Origin of the sequence: Actinotignum vesiculae, assembly GCF_051267215.1 — a bacterium.
GTDB classification, from domain to species: Bacteria; Actinomycetota; Actinomycetes; order Actinomycetales; family Actinomycetaceae; genus Actinotignum; species Actinotignum schaalii.
On the sequence record NZ_JBOZGG010000014.1, the window covers coordinates 12,217 to 29,048 of the forward strand.

The following is a 16,832-nucleotide window of genomic DNA, read 5'->3' on the forward strand; positions in this document are numbered from 1 at the left end:
AACCCGAGTTTCTCTGGGCTCTCCCGAGCCGCACCACGAAAGGATATCGGATGAAAAAGGGACTCGTTGGCACGGTGGGTGCACTGTGCACGGCATTGATGATGGGGCTGGCGGCGCTGGTGCCGGCAGCCACCGCCGCTCCCGCTGCCACGTGGGATGCCGCGGATTTCACTATTGAAACCGAGGGCGCTACCACAACGCTGCGCGGTTTGAGCGATACCGGCCTGCAGAAAATTACGAACCTCAAGCACGTGGTTATTCCGGAGGGCGTGACCGCGCTGACCGGGCCGAATGGCCGGACGGGGAATATGCACAGCAAGGGAATCACCGGTATTACGCTGCCGGCCACGCTCACGGAGGTGAGTTACGGTTTCCTGGATCGCAATGCGATTTCCGCGGTGGAGTTCCCGGCGGGGATGCAGAAGATTGGGCCGGCGGCTTTCCAGGCCAATGCGCTCACGGAGGTCACGCTGCCCGCCTCGATCACCGAGGTGGCCTGGAGCGCTTTCCAAAATAATCATATTTCCACGGTGCGGTTGGCCGGCGCGTATAACAACGCCGTTTTCCCGGTGGTGCCCGGCAGCAGCGCTGGCAATAGCAGCCCGGCTTTTGCGCAGCAGGAGCTCGCCGACGCCACGGTACCCGCGCACGGCACGCTCACACTCGCGCGGATTTCTGATGTGAACGGCGATCTCAGCGGTCGCGGGCTCACGTGGAGTGCGTATTATTGGGACGACGGCGCAGCCGAGCCCGCCCTCACCAGCTCCATCGTGACCTTTGCTGATGGCACGGTGACCGGGGTGGCCCCGGGTTCCACCCGCGTCATCATGATGGCAAATGATACGGCCACCGGTAAGCCGCTGTATTCCGCGGTGGTTCGGGTGAATGTGACCGAGCCGGCGCCTGAGCCTGAACCCGAACCGGTTCCTGATCCTGAGCCAGTTCCCGATCCCGACCCCCAGCCGGCGCCAGACCCTGTTCCGGACCCTAACCCTCAGCCGGCACCAGACCCTGTTCCGGATCCAAACCCTCAACCGCAGCCGCAACCCGATCCAGATCCGGCACCCGATCCGCAGCCGCAACCCGCGGATCCAACTTCTCCGTCGCAACAGCAGGCCCCGAAGCCCCAACCGGCTCCTAAGCCTGCGCCGAAGCCCGAGGCTAACAAGCCGGCTCCTGCCCCAAGCAAGGCACCGACGCGGCAACTCGCCCACACTGGCCTGGCCACTACGGGCGCTCTGGCCGTCATGACCGTGCTGCTGTCCACCGGCTACGCCCTGCGCCGGCGTGCGAAGTAACCCAAAGTTCTAGGTAACTCAAGGCTAAACGCCACGCACCTGGGGGCCGCGCCGATACCGGCACGGCCCCCAGGTTTTCTATTCTCCGCACAGATCCCGGGTGGTGATCTGACCGGCTGTCTACACTGAAGGTAAATGTGCGGCAAAAGAAGCCGCCGCGGATACTTATAATCACACGTAAGGTAAGGAGAAAACACCGTGGACCGAGAAGGGCTGCACAACGACGATAACCTTCCCTGGTCTCCCGTCGATATTCTCATCGATTGGATCAATGAACACGCAGACCCGGAACTCGTCGCGAAAGATGACGGTTACTGGCTTGAAGGAAAAGGCGGAGGTGGAACCCCGTGGTGCCTCATCTATGCTTTGGATGGTGCGAGCCGTTACGGAGTGAAAATCCCAGACGATAAGCTCATTCCACCGATTGAAGACATCCGTGGCGAGCTAACTGTCCACTCCCGGCGCGTCTTGAATATATTCCTTGAGAAGATCGGGTCGTCCCTACGGGTATAGCCTTATCGGACAAAAGCGGGCGCAGATCGGAGACCAGGTCGAACCGATTCCCCGCCGGCGTGAAATCTCCGAAAGGCTCGCTCGTAAGATTCTCGAAAGGAGCAAGAAGTGACAACACTAAATACCACGGTTACCCGTGATGGAAATTGGTGCGTCGCCGAATTTGCCCTTAACGGAAAGGAATACGGCACGCAGGCGCGCCGCCTTGATCATATTGAAGACATGGCAAAGGACGCCGCGGCGCTGATTACGGGAGATCCTCTCGATAGTTTCGCCGTTAACATCACCGTCGAAACCCCTGAATTCGCGGAGGATATCAAAAGATAAGGAGGCTCGCCTCGTTTGATTCAGGCGTAATACGAGACTCGGGACGCTTCTCTGCTGGCAGTTGCCCGGTTAGGCGATGCTGGATTTTCGCTTCGTGACATTGGTGCAGTTATGCGTTATATGGGTAGCGACTGATTCTTCGATACAGCTTGTTCGACATAATTCCAGAAGGGGAGGTAAGCGTCATCAACGGAACGCAGCATTTGAATAATGTCTTCAGGTAAACGTAAATGCAGGTCATTGGTACATACTGCAATGATAGATTCAATTGCGATCTCGTCTTGCCCGGAAGCGTGGTCTCCGTCTAGGCACTCCCAAAGATAATCGGGGAAATCAGAATGGCTTTTGACATACCGCTTCAGTTCTTCAAACGCGATATTAATCTCCACCTCAATCACCTTCTCTTTGGCTTTTTCGATTTCTTTGAAGCATTCGGCCCCTTCGGGTTCCGTGGGAGGCTTACAGACCAAACGAACGGCCCCGGGAAATGTTGCAACAACTGCTACAGCGATTGAATCGTATCTCCCGGGACCGTCCGCCCGTTCAACGAAGATGGAGGTACCCTAAAATGGGTAGATCATCATCAAGGCTCAGGATATATTCTGCTGCATAATAATGCAACAGTCAGAACCGTAGATTGATAAGCTCCGCGCGGGAATCACCGACATCACGTCGCAACCTACTGGGTATAAAAATTCCCCACATGAGTGCGGCCCGCAAGAAATAAAATAAGCGCGATTAGCTCGGAGAAATCTCTACGATGATCGGCTCTTCTTCCTCGGGGATAAGAGGGACACGAATCGGGGAACCAATCAGTTCGAGTTTTCGGTTAAGCTCCCTTGACGACCCGTAAGTCAATTCGTCGAGAATGTCGTCGACAGCTGCTGAAAGTAGAGACTCTGGCAGAGAGCACTTAGAAAAATGGGCCGCATTAATTGCGTAGATTAGATCCCATGCATCGCCATACATACCAAGGTAGTGCCCGTAGCCCTCGCCCTCACCTTCGCCAAAGAGGGATTGTTGATCGCCACGTGCCTGGACGTACTTGGCGAGCTCTATTACAGGATAGGTATTCGATTTATCGTTTACGCTTCCAGCCACGCTTTATCCTTACTTCTTTTACATCCGCGGTGGGAAAGTCCCAATAAAAGCGCTGCCTGAGCTTCGGTGGGCAGGATTCCGAGGACCTCAGTCACCTCTATGGATGAAAGGACCCGGTTTCCCGGTTCCGGTTTACCTCGGCAACCCTACCCATCAAAGAGCAGACCCGGCGATCTTTGCGCTAATTCTAGGTCACCAGCCCCGTGTAATCCATACCTCTCCCTAGCGGCAAGAAAATCTTGTAGCCTCTATTCACACCACCATCTTCGACGTGAAGGCGCGCCCATGGATATCAGCAAAGCAAGGGAACTGGACCAGCTAGGTCGAGAAATCGACGTTTTAGTCGTTGTTAAAACCGCTCCCATCCCCTCAGAAAAATACAAGGAAACCGTGTGCGTTGCCGGAGTCGCCCTCGATCCGCTTCGCTGGGTAAGGCTCTACCCTATCGCCTTCCGTTATCTTGACGGCACCGACCGCTTTAAGAAATATCAAACTATTCGAGTATCCGTCCGCGCACCTAACGATGATGACCGGGAAGAAAGCTTACGGGTCGAAAAGGATCCTCAACCGCAAGATGAGCCTATTGCCGGGTGGGACGAGAGAGCCATCTATCTCGACCCTCTTCCCACCAAATCCCTCTGCGAACTACGGGCGGAAGCTAAGAGAAATCCGGCCGCGCAATCCCTCGCTCTTATCACGCCCCGCGCAACACCAACTATTAAAGTATCGCTTCACCCGGGCTGGAATGAACAGCAGAAAGCTGCGCTGCGCAAATATAAGAACGAAGATATTTTCGGTAACAAGGGGCTCACTCTGGAAGCCCCGCGGTTTGTTGCCCGGCTTGAATTTTATTGCAATTTTCCGAGTTGTTCGCGCCATTCCTTGACGATAACGGACTGGGAAGCGGTAGCGCTGCAACGCCGTTGGCCGCCAACGGCGTCAATCGAATACGCCCAGCAAGAATTCGAAAAGAAATTCATTAGAGAACGGGAAAAGCCCGGCGTTCCACTACGAATTATCGTTGGCAACCAAGCCGCTCCGCACAAACGCCACAGCTTCCTGGTGTTGGGAATCTTTGGCTCAAGCCGCGAAGCGCTCGGACTCTTCTAAAACAGCGCACGTTTCCTCGATCACGAGTTTTCGGTGGCACTGCTGGTGATTAGCCTCGAAGCAGAGAACGAGGATCGCACCGTCATGCGCTAGGTCGGCAATCTCGTGGATGGCTACCCGAGCATCCGGAGTCGCGAGCACTTCGTTGCGGAAACGCGCGTGAGCGGCATGCGCTTCGGGAGTTCCGGGATGAGCGAAAGCTGCCCGATTGTCCTTAGGATTACCAAGGGAACGCATATGAACATAGCGAGTCCCCGTAGATTCAACCGCTTGGCGCAGCCGCGTTTTAGAAAATCCTTTCTTGCGGCTGATGGGGGTCAGTCGAATATCAACAACGGTATGGACTCGGTTAGCTTCCAATGTAGCGAGAAGATCACTGATAGTTTTCCCCTCGTAGCCCCAACCGAGAATAGTGGTGGCCATCGGTTGCACTCCTTCGTCTTAAGCGGGCGGCACGCGGCCCTATAACCTCATGAAACTTCAGTTACACACAAGCACGATGGCCGCGAAATCACAGGTAAATCTATGGCACGCGCCATCACAGAGCGGAGACGGAGGGATTCGAACCCTCGAGCCGCTATTGCGACTAACACCTTAGCAGGGTGCCACTTTCGGCCACTCAGTCACGTCTCCATGCTCACCGGGAAAACCTGAGCTCACCCGTGCAAGCCTTACTAGCGTACACGCTCAGCGGGGCGTGGTGCCAGTTTTTTCCCGGCGGAATTAGTCACGCACCACCGCGAGCGCGCAAGCACGCTAGAAATCCCAGTCGTCGTCGGTAGTATCTTCCACTTCGCCGATAACGTACGAGGATCCGGACCCGGAGAAGAAATCGTGGTTCTCGTCCGCGTTCGGGGAAAGCGCCGCCAGAATCGCCGGATTGACGGCCGTCTGATCCGGGTTGAACAGCGCTTCGTAACCGAGGTTCATGAGCGCCTTATTGGCGTTGTAGCGCAGGAATGCCTTGACATCCTCCGTCAGGCCCATCTCATCGTAGAGGCTGGCGGTGTATTCTTCCTCGTTCTCGTAGAGGTCTTGGAGCAGCTCAAAGGTGTATTCCTTGAGTTCGGCCTTGCGTTCCTTGCTGGCCTTCTCCACCGCGCGCTGGTATTTGTAGCCGATGTAGTAACCGTGCACGGCTTCGTCGCGAATAATGAGGCGGATGAGATCCGCGGTATTGGTGAGCTTGGCGTGCGCGGACCAGTACATGGGCGCGTAGAAACCGGAGTAGAACAGGAAGGATTCCAGCATCGTGGAGGCGACCTTGCGCTTTTCCGGATCGTCCCCACGGTAGTAATCCAACACGATCTGCGCCTTCTTCTGAAGGAATTCGTTATTTTCCGACCATTCGAAAGTTTCGTCGATCTCATCGGTGGAAATGAGCGTGGAGAAAATTGAGGAATACGACTTCGCGTGCACCGATTCCATGAAGGCGATATTGGTATACACCGCTTCCTCGTGCGGGGTGACCGCGTCCGGAATGAGCGAGACCGCTCCCACAGTGCCCTGAATGGTATCGAGCAAGGTCAGGCCGGTGAACACCCGGGTGGTCATGAGCTGTTCATGCGGCTTGAGGGTATTCCACGACTGAATATCGTTGGACAGCGGCACCTTTTCGGGCAGCCAGAAATTCCCCGTGAGGCGGTCCCACACTTCGAGGTCCTTTTCGTCCTCGATGCGGTTCCAGTTAATGGCTTGCACAGAACTGACAAGTTTCAACTTCGGGGGGATCACAGTAGCTCCTCGTTAGCGCAGGTGATGCGGGATAGATGATGGATAGGAACGACGACGCCGCTCGCGCCGCCACACCCCGCCCATTCTAGACGGTTGAATCGGTAAGCGGTGCGAGCCAGGTCATGAGGTGCGCGGCTTGGGCTGGATACCTTGCTGGGAGATATCCGCATACTGCGTCGTCGTGCCATCGATATTGGTGACGGTGAGGGTGTCATCGGCGATGCTCATCTTGGTCACGTTGGTGAATTCGAGGGGAAGATGCGGGTTGAGGTGCTCGGGGTGGCGCAGACCGAAGAGCCCCGGGTCATGCCAGAGGATGAGGGCGCCATCGCGGCCGAGGGTGAGAATATCGGCCATGCCGGAGCCGTCCAGGTCCCCGGCCGCGAGGGTGCGGAGGTTACGTAAACGGCGATCACGCCCGCCCAGGAGCCGTACGGAACGGAAACTGCGCGCGGCATCTAATTGAGCGAGCTCGCCGGTTTCTTCCCCGGCTGCCGGCAGGACTTCCGCTCCGCTGCCGGCATCCAGGTAGAGCGCGACCGCCCCGGAGGGCCACACCGTGAAGGCATCGGCGCGGTCGGGCTGGCCGCCCAGGTAGCCGAGGACTTCGTGGGCCGGGTTGCCCGGTTCGAGGGTGGCATCCTCCAGGGTGATGCGGGCTTCTTCCAGCAGCTGCGCGATGAGGTTATCCATGGGCACGCCCACGGATTCATCATCGGTATAGCCGCCGCCGTCCTGCGCGCCGCCGGTGATCGCCACGATAGCCCATTCCCCGTTCTCGCCTTGCTGGAGCCAGGGCCCGCCGGAGACCCCGGTGGGCATCCCGGCGCATTCAATATGGAAGTAGTCCACCCCGTTTTCCGTGAAAGTTTCGGTGGAGTTACGGCAGTGGCGCGGGTAGGCGGAGGTGTAGTTATCGGCCTCGAAAGATTCGGCCACCGGGTAGCCAATCACCTCAATATCAGGTTGTTCCGGGCTCACATCGGCAAGGGGCAAGCCGCCGGTCACGTCCTCAAGGAGGTTGCCGAAGCGGTCCGGGTCCGCGGTGAGGACGGCGGCGTCGTACCGATCCGCATCCTCATCATCACTGTAATATGCGTCGTTGATGACCACGGCGTCTGGGTCGATACGCCAAATACCGTGGGGAATATAGGCGGTGCCGGCAATAATGGAGAATTGCGGCACGAATACCGTGGCGGCGTAGGCATCCCCGGGCCAGCAGTGCGCGGCGGAAAGAATCTGGGAACGCCCCGGGGTATCGAGGACCACGCCGGTGCAGCCACGGATCACCTGAGTGGTGCCGGGAACCACGTGGAAGAAGGTGCCCACCTGCGGGATTCCCGGGAAGTTGTAGCCCGCCCCGGGCAGGCCCTCCCCCAGCCCCACATCGCTGACCTTCGGGTCCTCATTGAGGGCGGCGTTGAGGGAATCGGGAAGCCCGGCACCGCGGTGGTAGGCCGCGGCCAGGACCCGGCCGTCCACAATGCCAGAGTCGTCAAATTCGGCGTCGAGATCGCGGTGATTGGCATCGTCGTCCCAGACGATGGCCACGGCGTCGTCGCCAAAATTATCGTAAGTAACCGGGCGCGGAACCGGAGCGGCGAGCACCGGGGCTTTGACCAGCGCGCAACTACCCAGCAGCCCGGCGAGCAGAGCCAGCGTGAGCAGCGCGCCGAGTAACACCGCCAGGGTACCCGCGTGACGATACCGATTCCTCACCTGCTCCGCCTTCTTTCTCCGCGGGGTGGCTCCGCGGAAGTGGCACCTATCCTACCGCGCCGGCCTGAAGGTGATGGGGCTGGTTCGCTAGCAGGTTCGCCAGCGCGCGCCACGCCTGGCGGAGGCGTGACGCGGCCGGGTTCGCAAGCGCGATATGCACAGAACTAGTAGAGTGGTGAACTACCTGGCCGGCTGCCGGCCGGTCCACCATCGCGCGGAGTTACGCAGAATGGAGCACCTATGCTGTGGCAAAATATCCTGGCTATTCTTTCCGTTCTTGCCGGTCCGCTGCTGTATCTGACCGGCGCGGTGGTGATCGCGGTGGTCGGTATTGCGCTGGCGCGTTTCCTCGGGGCGCTCACGCGCCTGGCGAATGCCCGCGCGGAGAAGCTGGAGCACACCCAGAAGCTGGAGCACACCCAGAAGCTGGAGCACGCGGAAAACCCGGTGCACACAGAGAATCCTGAGCTCCAGGAGCCCGGACTTTCCTCATCCCCGGATGCGTCTTAAACTTAAAGGATGGCTGTCACACTAAGTTCAAAGATTGCGGCGCTAACCTTGGATGACTACGAGGTTTATTTCTCACCGCAAACCCGCGCGCGTGCGGAACGTTACGCGGAGGATGGCCACGTCCTTGATATCTCCGAAGACTCCGGGGAGATTACGGCCCACGTACTCGGCAACGGGCATACCTACCAGGTCGTTATCGAAGATACTGACCCGCTCCTGGCCTATTGTTCCTGCCCGGTGGCTCAATACTGTAAACATATCCTCGCAACCCTGCTGATATGCGCAGAAAATTGCGCCGATAGATCCTGGCGCACACTGCTGACGCGGGTATTACATCAGGCACAATCCACCCCGAAAACGCGGGGCCTCGGGCTTATTCTCGGCCGCAATCCGGAAAATGGGAAAATTACGGGAGTGCTGTATCCCGCGCAGCGCAACCTCAACGGTGAATGGTCGCGGCGGAGTACCGCGTGGTCCACTATCGCGCCGCGGTACGGCTCCCGCGCCAATACTGATGGCTTTGACCCGCTCCAGCTCAGCGCGCTCCGGAACTTGTACGAGGCAGCCCGGCGGAATCCCTATTCCAACCCCAATATTTCCCTCCGGGACCTCGGCACCGCCGCGATGGCGTACCTGCGTAACGTCCACGATGCCGGCGTTGAGCTTTACTGCGGTGATGTTGATCAGCCCTTGCGCCTGGCTCATGACCCCTGGGGTGTGCAGTTGAGCCTTTCCGCCCGCGAACCTGATAGTAATGACCTGCTTCTGCGGGTACTCCCGGAAACGCCGAACGGTACCCCCGCCGAAGTTCTTGCGGGTACCACCCCGCCTCTCGCCCTCAGTTACGAGGACGGTGCTTATATTCTGGGGCGCCTGCGCTCCACGATCCCCGATTATCTTTTCCAAGCCGCGGAAGATGCCCATCCTCTCACCATCCCGGCGGCGGATGTTCCTGTTTTTGAACTCAATCTCCTCCCGGAACTCCCGGAGGATATCCCCGTTGTTTCCCCCGACGGCGCCTTCACGCCGCACCGCTTCGCCGAACCGAATCTCCACGCGCTTATTCGCCGCCCTTCCGCTGAGGACGGCGCGCACTATCGGCACAGCGCTTTCCTCCTGGAGTGGTACTTGGGGCGGCGCATGCTGCCGGCCGATGGCAGTGAGAACCCCGCCGAATCCGAAGATCCGGAGAGCACATCCCTCTATACGGAACTGACGGTGCACCGTCTCCTGCATGAGGCGCCTCGGGAACAGCTGACCGCGGTGCGTGAAATCTGGACGAAGGCCACGAAGCTGCCACCGCTTGACCTTCTAACAACCCAAAGTTTGGACCTCAGCATCTATCAGACCCTGCGCGAAGTCGTTATTCCGGCCTGGCGCGAGGCAGGTATCACCACTACCGTCATGGAGGATGCCGATCTCACTATCGTGACCGATGCCCCGGTGTTGAGCACCAGCGTGAGCGAGGAGAACGACTGGCTTGACCTCAATATCACCGTCGACGTCGGCGAGCATCAGATACCACTCAACGTACTCTACGAGGCACTGACCAGCGGGCACGACCACCTCATCCTCGGCGATGTGCTGATCCCGCTGGGCAGCGACTTCGATGCGCTGCGCCAGCTTTTGCACGACGCCGCAGCTCTCGGCACCGTCACCCCCGAGAGTATCTCCGTGCCCAGGGCGCGTGCCCACGCCCTGGATCTTTCCGCGCTGGCCAATCCGCAGGCGCTCACCGATGCGCTCACCCAGCTTGATCACCTGGGCGAGCCGGTGCCGGTTCCCGAAACGTTCCAGGGCACCCTGCGTTCCTATCAGGAAGCCGGCTATTCCTGGCTCACCCACCTGGCAAGGGCTCATTACGGCGGGATCTTGGCCGATGATATGGGCCTGGGCAAAACCGCGCAGATGCTCGCCATGATTAGCGGCGCACGGGCGGAGGGCAAGTTGGAAGGCCCGGTGCTCGTGGTGGCTCCCACCTCCGTGGTGCCGGTCTGGCGCAGCGAAGCGGAGCGCTTCACCCCGGAGCTGCGGGTACACACCATTACCGGCTCGGGTAAACGCCGTTCACTGGCCCTGGCGAATATTGCCGCGAGCGCGGATATTGTGGTGACTTCCTATACCCTGCTGCGCCTGGAGCGCGCGGAGTACGCGAAGGTTGATTGGGGCGGGGTGATCCTCGATGAGGCCCAGGCAGTGAAGAACCCCAGCACGGTGGGTTACCACGCCGTCGCCGCGCTCACCCGCCCCTGGACCTTCGCGGTCACGGGCACCCCGGTGGAAAATAGCCTCTCGGATTTGGCGGCGCTGCTGGCCCTCACCAGCCCCGGCCTGCTCCCCGGGCACGCGCGTTTCACCGAGCAGTTCCAGAACCCCATTGAGAAATTTAATGACGAAGAGGCTGCCGCGCTGCTCACGCGCCTGGTGCGGCCCTTTATGTTACGACGCCGCAAAGCCGAGGTGGCCAAGGACCTCCCGGCCCGCACCGTGACCGAGCTGAGTGTGCCCCTCGCACCCGCCCACGCGCAGCGCTATCGCAAGCAGCTGGAACGTGAACGCCAGGAAATCCTCGGGCTTATCGATGACCCGAATGCGAATCGCATTTCGATTCTGGCTTCCCTCACCCGGTTGCGGCGCATGGCTATCGACCCGGGTCTGGTGGACGGGCGCATTACCACCCCGCCGGCGAAAACCAATCTGCTCCTTGAGCACCTCCAGCAGATTATCCCGGAAGGCCACCGGGCCCTGGTGTTCTCCCAGTTCACCACCTATCTGGAGCGTATTGCCCACCAGCTGGATCGGGAGGGTATTACCTATAGCTACCTGGATGGTTCCACCCGGGATCGCGCCGGAGCAATCGCGGCCTTCCGCGATGGCAGCGCCCCGGTGTTCCTTATTTCCCTCAAGGCGGGTGGTACCGGGCTTACCCTCACGGAAGCGGATTATGTGTACATTATGGACCCGTGGTGGAATCCGGCCGCCGAAGAGCAGGCCATTGACCGGGCCCATCGTATTGGCCAGGATAAGCCGGTCACCGTCTACCGGCTCGCCTCGGCGGATACCATCGAGGAGAAAGTCATCGCACTCCAGGCGCGCAAGCGGGAGCTGGCCGGCCTGGTTGATGAGGCGGCCCGCGGGCCCATTTCAGGGGCGGATATCCGTTCCCTTCTCGAGCTCACCGGGCCGGAGGGCCGCTAGCTGCGCCGTCGTACCGCGGGCCCGTGCCCGGCATCGCCGCGGCACGGAGCGCGGGGCGCGGCGCCGTCGTCGTTCCCCACCGAAACGAAGCGCCCGCGCTTAAGCCGAGCGGGCCGGTCACGTTTCCACGCAACCGGCCCGCTCCGCGCAAGCACACAGCCCGCAGGCCCGCTCCGCTCACCCGCGCCACGGGTAAACACCGTTTACCCACGCGGCGCAAGTAAACACCGCATACCTACTACAGCATGCAGGAGACGCAGCCTTCCACTTCGGTGCCCTGGAGGGCGGCCTGGCGGATACGCATGTAGTAGAGCGTCTTGATGCCCTTGCGCCACGCGTAAATGTAATTGCGGTTCACATCGCGCGTGGTCACGGTGTCCGGGTAGAACAGCGTGAGGGAAAGCCCCTGGTCCACGTGCTGGGTGGCCACCGCGTAGGTGTCGATGATCTTCTGCGGGCCAATTTCGTAGGCATCCTGGAAGTATTCCAGGTTGTCGTTGGTCATGTACGGTGCCGGGTAGTACACGCGCCCAATCTTGCCTTCCTTGCGGATCTCGATCTTGGACACGATCGGGTGGATCGAGGAGGTGGAATGGTTGATATAGGAGATGGAACCGGTGGGCGGAACCGCCTGGAGATTCTGGTTGTACATCCCGTATTCGGCCACGTCCGCAGCTAGCTGCGCCCAATCTTCCCGGGTGGGGATATGATGCGCGGCGAAAAGTTCGCGCACCCGCTCGGTTTGCGGGACCCACTCCTGCTCGAGGTACTTCGTGAAGTAAGCACCGTTTGCATAGGTGGAATCCTCGAAGCCGTCGAAGCGCTCCCCGCGTTCCTTGGCCAGCAGCATGGAGGAACGGATCGCGTGGTAGGCCACCGTGTAGAAGTACATATTGGTGAAGTCGAGGGCTTCCTCGCTTCCGTAGAAGATCCGCTCGCGGCCCAGGTAGCCGTGCAGGTTCATCTGCCCCAGCCCGATAGCGTGGGACATCTCATTGCCGCGCTTGACGGAGGGCACCGAATCGATGCTGGTCTGGTCGGAAACAGCCGTGAGGGCCCGCACCGCGATCTCAACGGTTTTGCCCAGATCCTCCGAATCCATGGCCTTGGCAATATTGAGGGAGCCGAGGTTGCAGGAAATATCCTTGCCCACGTGCTTGTAGGAAAGATCCGCATTGTATTCGGAGGCCTCGGAGACCTGGAGGATTTCCGAGCACAGGTTGGACATGGTAATCCGGCCCTTAATCGGGTTGGTGTTATTGACCGTATCCTCGTAAACGATGTAGGGGTAGCCGGATTCGAACTGGATCTCCGCGAGGGTCTGGAAGAACTGGCGCGCATCGATCTTCGTCTTCTTAATGCGCTTGTCATCAACCATTTCGCGGTACTTCTCGCTCACCGAGATCTCGGTGAGCGGCTTACCGTAGACCCGCTCCACATCGTAGGGAGAGAAGAGGTACATCGGCTCGCGATTCTTGGCCAGCTCGAAGGTAATATCCGGGATCACCACGCCCAGGGAGAGCGTCTTAATACGGATCTTTTCGTCCGCGTTTTCGCGCTTGGTATCCAGGAAACGCATGATATCCGGATGGTGGGCGTGCAGGTACACGGCCCCCGCGCCCTGGCGCGCCCCCAGCTGGTTCGCGTAGGAGAAGGAATCCTCCAGCAGCTTCATAACCGGGTTCACCCCGGAGGACTGGTTTTGGATGCGCTTAATCGGGGCACCCTGCTCGCGCAGATTGGTGAGGTTGAGCGCCACCCCGCCCCCGCGCTTGGAAAGCTGGAGCGCCGAGTTAATCGCGCGGGCGATGGATTCCATATTGTCTTCCACCCGCAGCAGGAAGCAGGAGACCAGTTCCCCGCGGGCCTGCTTGCCGGCATTGAGGAAGGTGGGGGTGGCCGGCTGGAACCGCCCGCTAATCATTTCTTCCATGAGGTTGGTGGCCAGCTCGGTATCCCCATCGGCCAGCGCGAGCGCCACGATGCACACCCGATCCTCGAAACGCTCCAGGTAGCGGGTGCCATCCCAAGTTTTCAGGGTGTAGGAGGTGTAGTATTTGAAGGCCCCCATGAAGGTGGGGAAGCGGAACTTATGCGCGTAAGCCTTCTTGTAGAGCTCCTTAATAAAGGCCATATCGTAGGCATCGATCACGCGCTTTTCGTAGTAGCCTTCGCGCACGAGGTACTCCAGCTTTTCTTCCAGATCGTGGAAGAACACGGTGTTCTTATTGACGTGCTGGAGGAAGTACTGCCGCACGGCTTCATGATCCTTCTCGAATTGGATCTTGCCCTCGGCATCGTACAAATTGAGCTCGGCATTGAGCGAGTGGTAATCCACGAGCGAATCACCCAGGTTTTCCGAACCGGTATCCGTTAGTGTTGCGTTGCCCAAAACTGTTCCAAACCTTCCTTAACCGTGGCGACGTCCGTGGGCGTGCCGAGCAGTTCAAAGCGATACATCATGGGGACGCCGCATTTTTCGGCGATAACATCCCCGGCGAGTCCGTAAACATCGCCAAAATTGGTATTTCCTCCGGCGATCACCCCGCGGATGAGAGCACGGTTGTGTTCGTTATTGAGGAATTTGATGACGGGGCGCGGCACGGCGCCGCGATGGTTCCCGCCACCGTAGGTGGGGCAAATAAGCACGTAGGGTTCATCCACCACGGGCGTTTCGCCGTGGATGGGGATGCGCACGGCATCGTAGCCGAGCTTTTCCACGAACCGGTGCGTGTTATTTGTTTGAGAAGAAAAATAGACGATACGTGCCATCGGTTCTTTCCTCAGCGGGCGGCACGCGGCCGCACCGCCAGCTTAGGCAGTCACCAGGGTGGGTTCCGCGGTGGCCTGCGCGCCGGCCTTGAGCGCCTTGATTTCATCGGGGCGGTAGCCGGACCAGTGATGACCGTTCGCGAAAACCACGGGCGCCGACTGGTACCCGAGGGCCTTCACCGCGGCAAGAGCCTCCGCATCCTGAGTGAGATCCACGAGCTCGTACTCCAGCCCCGCCTTATCGAGCGCGCGCTTGGTGGCATTGCACTGCACGCACGCGGGCTTGGTGTAGACGGTAATGCTCATGGGGTCTCCTCGGATTCGGATTGTCACGCTGTGTGCGTGGTGGAACGACTACAAGGCTAAACACTACACCTAGTGGCACCTAGAACAAAAGACCACTAGAACTTGTGGTTTTTACGACGACGCCGCCACTCCCACTTTGCGCCTATTTACGCGGTTTTAGGACTTTGGGCCCGCGCTTTGTGAAGCCGGTAACCACACCGCCCGGCGTGTCATGCGGGGTAGTCCGCGAGCGGGGCTGGAAGACACCCGAGGGCCACACCGGGCGCACGGAGTGCGCGGGGCGCCAGCTACATATCTAGGCACCCGCACAACGCGCCGGATCATTTAGCACATTTACTAAATTTCCGCCAGAGTAAGGAGTCCCTTACCCACCTTTTTGTAATCAACCTCACGCGAATTTTGGTGCTCTCAATTTTTATCTTGTGACCTACGTCCGTACGATTCTAATCAGACTTAAGCGGATTCGGATTCGACCGCCGTGACCAACGCTGCTCACCGACCCGTATCCGAGCCAACCTCGTGCGATGAAAAGGAGAACATCGTGGAAGCCTTTACACAAACCGCCGCGCCACTGGGGAGTCTCACCCTCTCCGCCCTCGTGGCCCTCCTGCCGCTCCTCACGGTGTTCTTCCTGCTGGGCGTCGTGCATATGAAAGCGCACTGGGCGGGGGTATGCGGCGTCGTCGTTGCGCTTGCGGTAGCGATTTTCGCTTTCCGTATGCCCGCCGGAATGGCGCTCTCCGCCGGCCTGGAAGGCGCCGTTTTCGGCATCTTCCCCATTACCTGGATCGTTCTCACCGCGATTATCCTCTTCGAGCTCACGGTGGCCTCCGGGCACCATGACACCCTCATGCAGGCCTTCGCGCGGCTTTCCCCCGATCCGCGAGCCCTGGGCATTTTCATCGCCTTCAGTTTCTGCGCCCTCCTCGAAGCGCTGGCCGGTTTCGGGGCGCCGGTGGCGATCTGCGGCGTTATGCTCCTCGCCCTCGGCTTCGCGCCCTGGAAGGCGGCGCTCACCGTGCTGGTGGGTAATACCTTCGCGGTGCCCTACGGGGCAATGGCCACGCCCGTGCTCACCGGCGCGAACCTCACCGGCATCGATGCCGCCACCCTTTCCGCCCAGATCAGCGAACAAACCAGCGTGCTCGTCTGGCTCATCCCCTTCGCGCTGCTCCTCATTATGGACGGCTGGCGCGGCCTAGCTCAGGTGTGGCCCTTGGCCCTGGCGGTGGGCGCCTCCTACGCGCTGAGCACCTGGCTCGCCGCCCGCACCCTGGCACCCGGCCTGGTCAATATGGTTCCCGCCCTGGTGAGCCTGGCGGTCGGCATCGCGCTGCTGCGCATCTGGCAACCGCGCGGCAGCCGCGCCGCGGCCGAACGCCTCACCGGCGCCGCACCCCAACCGGCCACCGAACGGATCCGCCCCGCGGCCCTGGCCTGGGCCATCTTCCCCTACGTGCTTATCGTGGCCGTTTTCGTGACCACCCAGATGGTGCCGGCAATCCGCAGTGCCCTCGCGGCCACAAACGTGACCATCCACTGGCCGGCCCTGTGGGCCGGGGGTGAGAATCTGGTGCGCGCCGCCGATGGCACGCCCGCCGCCTCCACCACCTACACCTTCGCCTGGCTGAGCTCCCCGGGCACCCTGCTGCTCCTGACCGCGCTGGTGCTGGCCGCCTGCTACCGGATGCGCCCGGGCGCGGTGGCGCGCCTCATGTTCGCCCAGGTCTACAAGCTGCGCTGGACCTTCCTCACCATCGGCTCGGTGCTCGCCCTCGCCTACGTTATGAACCTTTCCGGGCAGACCCTCACCATCGGCACCTGGATTGCCGGGGCCGGTTCCGTCTTCCCCTTCCTCGCCCCGATTCTGGGGTGGATCGGCACCGCGGTGACCGGTTCGGGAACCTCAACGACGGCGCTCTTTGCCAATCTGCAGCACACCGCCGCCACCCAGATCGGGGCGGATCCGGGGCTGCTGGTGGCCTGCAATACCGTGGGTGGGGCCGTGGGCAAGATGATCAGCCCCCAAACTCTGGCGATTGCCACCGGCGGGGTGGATATGGTCGGCGAAGAATCCGTGCTGTTGCGCAAGTCCCTGCCCTGGGCCTGCGGCCTGCTCATCCTGCTGTGCCTGCTGGTTGGGTTCCTCGCCTAAATACTTCCGCCCTGCCAGAGGTCCGCGGCTGGCCGGGCACAGCGCCGCGCAGCGGCGGCGTCGTCGTAATAACAACGAAAGAAAAGAGT

15 protein-coding genes and 1 tRNA gene are annotated in these 16,832 nt (G+C 60.2%); 7 read left to right on the forward strand and 9 right to left on the reverse strand.

The window, feature by feature from the left end:
* Positions 1 to 50: 50 nt before the first annotated feature.
* From ACRQHG_RS07695 to ACRQHG_RS07705, 3 genes are all read left to right on the forward strand, one after another.
* On the forward strand, positions 51 to 1,298 hold the full coding sequence (locus ACRQHG_RS07695; protein ID WP_284896019.1) for a leucine-rich repeat protein: 1,248 nt from the start codon (positions 51 to 53) through the stop codon (positions 1,296 to 1,298).
* Positions 1,299 to 1,496: 198 nt separating this feature from the next.
* Positions 1,497 to 1,811, forward strand: coding sequence for a hypothetical protein (locus tag ACRQHG_RS07700; RefSeq protein ID WP_284896017.1), 315 nt, complete (start codon positions 1,497 to 1,499; stop codon positions 1,809 to 1,811).
* Positions 1,812 to 1,919: 108 nt separating this feature from the next.
* The gene (locus tag ACRQHG_RS07705) at positions 1,920 to 2,138 is read left to right on the forward strand and encodes a hypothetical protein (RefSeq protein WP_284896014.1); all 219 of its coding nucleotides are present in this window, start codon (positions 1,920 to 1,922) and stop codon (positions 2,136 to 2,138) included.
* A 116-nt stretch (positions 2,139 to 2,254) separates the two neighbouring features.
* Here the strand turns inward: ACRQHG_RS07705 and ACRQHG_RS07710 are convergent, their stop codons facing one another.
* On the reverse strand, positions 2,255 to 2,527 hold the full coding sequence (locus ACRQHG_RS07710) for a hypothetical protein (RefSeq protein WP_284896011.1): 273 nt from the start codon (positions 2,525 to 2,527) through the stop codon (positions 2,255 to 2,257).
* A 349-nt stretch (positions 2,528 to 2,876) separates the two neighbouring features.
* Positions 2,877 to 3,239, reverse strand: coding sequence for a hypothetical protein (locus tag ACRQHG_RS07715; protein WP_284896009.1), 363 nt, complete (start codon positions 3,237 to 3,239; stop codon positions 2,877 to 2,879).
* Between the two features lie 285 nt (positions 3,240 to 3,524).
* Between ACRQHG_RS07715 and ACRQHG_RS07720 the strand changes: the two genes are divergently transcribed.
* Positions 3,525 to 4,349 (forward strand): DUF8757 domain-containing protein, encoded by an 825-nt coding sequence (locus ACRQHG_RS07720; protein ID WP_284896006.1) that lies wholly within the window; start codon positions 3,525 to 3,527, stop codon positions 4,347 to 4,349.
* Here the strand turns inward: ACRQHG_RS07720 and ACRQHG_RS07725 are convergent.
* The 4 genes from ACRQHG_RS07725 to ACRQHG_RS07740 all read right to left on the reverse strand — a co-directional run bounded on the left by ACRQHG_RS07725 (position 4,320) and on the right by ACRQHG_RS07740 (position 7,802).
* Positions 4,320 to 4,772 (reverse strand): DUF488 domain-containing protein, encoded by a 453-nt coding sequence (locus ACRQHG_RS07725; protein ID WP_284896003.1) that lies wholly within the window; start codon positions 4,770 to 4,772, stop codon positions 4,320 to 4,322. The two genes, ACRQHG_RS07720 and ACRQHG_RS07725, sit on opposite strands and share 30 nt — an antisense overlap.
* 123 nt (positions 4,773 to 4,895) lie before the next feature.
* Positions 4,896 to 4,982: transfer RNA gene (locus ACRQHG_RS07730), tRNA-Ser, on the reverse strand.
* 123 nt (positions 4,983 to 5,105) lie between these two features.
* Complete coding sequence (nrdF, locus tag ACRQHG_RS07735) at positions 5,106 to 6,083, reverse strand: class 1b ribonucleoside-diphosphate reductase subunit beta (protein ID WP_016442136.1); 978 nt, start codon at positions 6,081 to 6,083, stop codon at positions 5,106 to 5,108.
* Positions 6,084 to 6,203: 120 nt separating this feature from the next.
* A complete protein-coding gene (locus ACRQHG_RS07740; protein WP_284896001.1) occupies positions 6,204 to 7,802 on the reverse strand; it encodes a trypsin-like serine peptidase in 1,599 nt (532 codons plus the stop codon).
* A gap of 240 nt (positions 7,803 to 8,042) precedes the next feature.
* Here ACRQHG_RS07740 and ACRQHG_RS07745 point away from each other — a divergent pair, with 240 nt between their 5' ends.
* Positions 8,043 to 8,312 carry a hypothetical protein gene (locus ACRQHG_RS07745; protein WP_284895998.1) on the forward strand — a complete coding sequence of 90 codons (270 nt, stop codon included), beginning with the start codon at positions 8,043 to 8,045 and terminating at the stop codon, positions 8,310 to 8,312.
* A 9-nt stretch (positions 8,313 to 8,321) separates the two neighbouring features.
* Entirely contained in the window at positions 8,322 to 11,510 is a 3,189-nt protein-coding gene (locus tag ACRQHG_RS07750) for a DEAD/DEAH box helicase (RefSeq protein ID WP_435717849.1), read from the forward strand.
* Between the two features lie 238 nt (positions 11,511 to 11,748).
* Here ACRQHG_RS07750 and nrdE read toward each other — a convergent pair whose 3' ends face one another.
* From nrdE to nrdH, 3 genes are read right to left on the reverse strand one after another with little or no spacing between them, the layout of a single operon-like run.
* A complete protein-coding gene (nrdE, locus tag ACRQHG_RS07755; protein WP_284895993.1) occupies positions 11,749 to 13,902 on the reverse strand; it encodes a class 1b ribonucleoside-diphosphate reductase subunit alpha in 2,154 nt (717 codons plus the stop codon).
* Positions 13,884 to 14,282: a class Ib ribonucleoside-diphosphate reductase assembly flavoprotein NrdI gene (gene nrdI, locus ACRQHG_RS07760; protein WP_026429160.1), complete on the reverse strand. Its 399-nt coding sequence runs from the start codon at positions 14,280 to 14,282 to the stop codon at positions 13,884 to 13,886. The genes nrdE and nrdI overlap by 19 nt, the downstream gene beginning before the upstream one ends.
* Before the next feature lie 42 nt (positions 14,283 to 14,324).
* Positions 14,325 to 14,588 (reverse strand): glutaredoxin-like protein NrdH, encoded by a 264-nt coding sequence (gene nrdH / locus ACRQHG_RS07765; RefSeq protein ID WP_026429161.1) that lies wholly within the window; start codon positions 14,586 to 14,588, stop codon positions 14,325 to 14,327.
* Between the two features lie 541 nt (positions 14,589 to 15,129).
* On the opposite strand from nrdH, the gene ACRQHG_RS07770 reads away from it, so the two are divergent.
* Positions 15,130 to 16,743 (forward strand): L-lactate permease, encoded by a 1,614-nt coding sequence (locus ACRQHG_RS07770; protein ID WP_284895990.1) that lies wholly within the window; start codon positions 15,130 to 15,132, stop codon positions 16,741 to 16,743.
* Positions 16,744 to 16,832 lie beyond the last annotated feature (89 nt).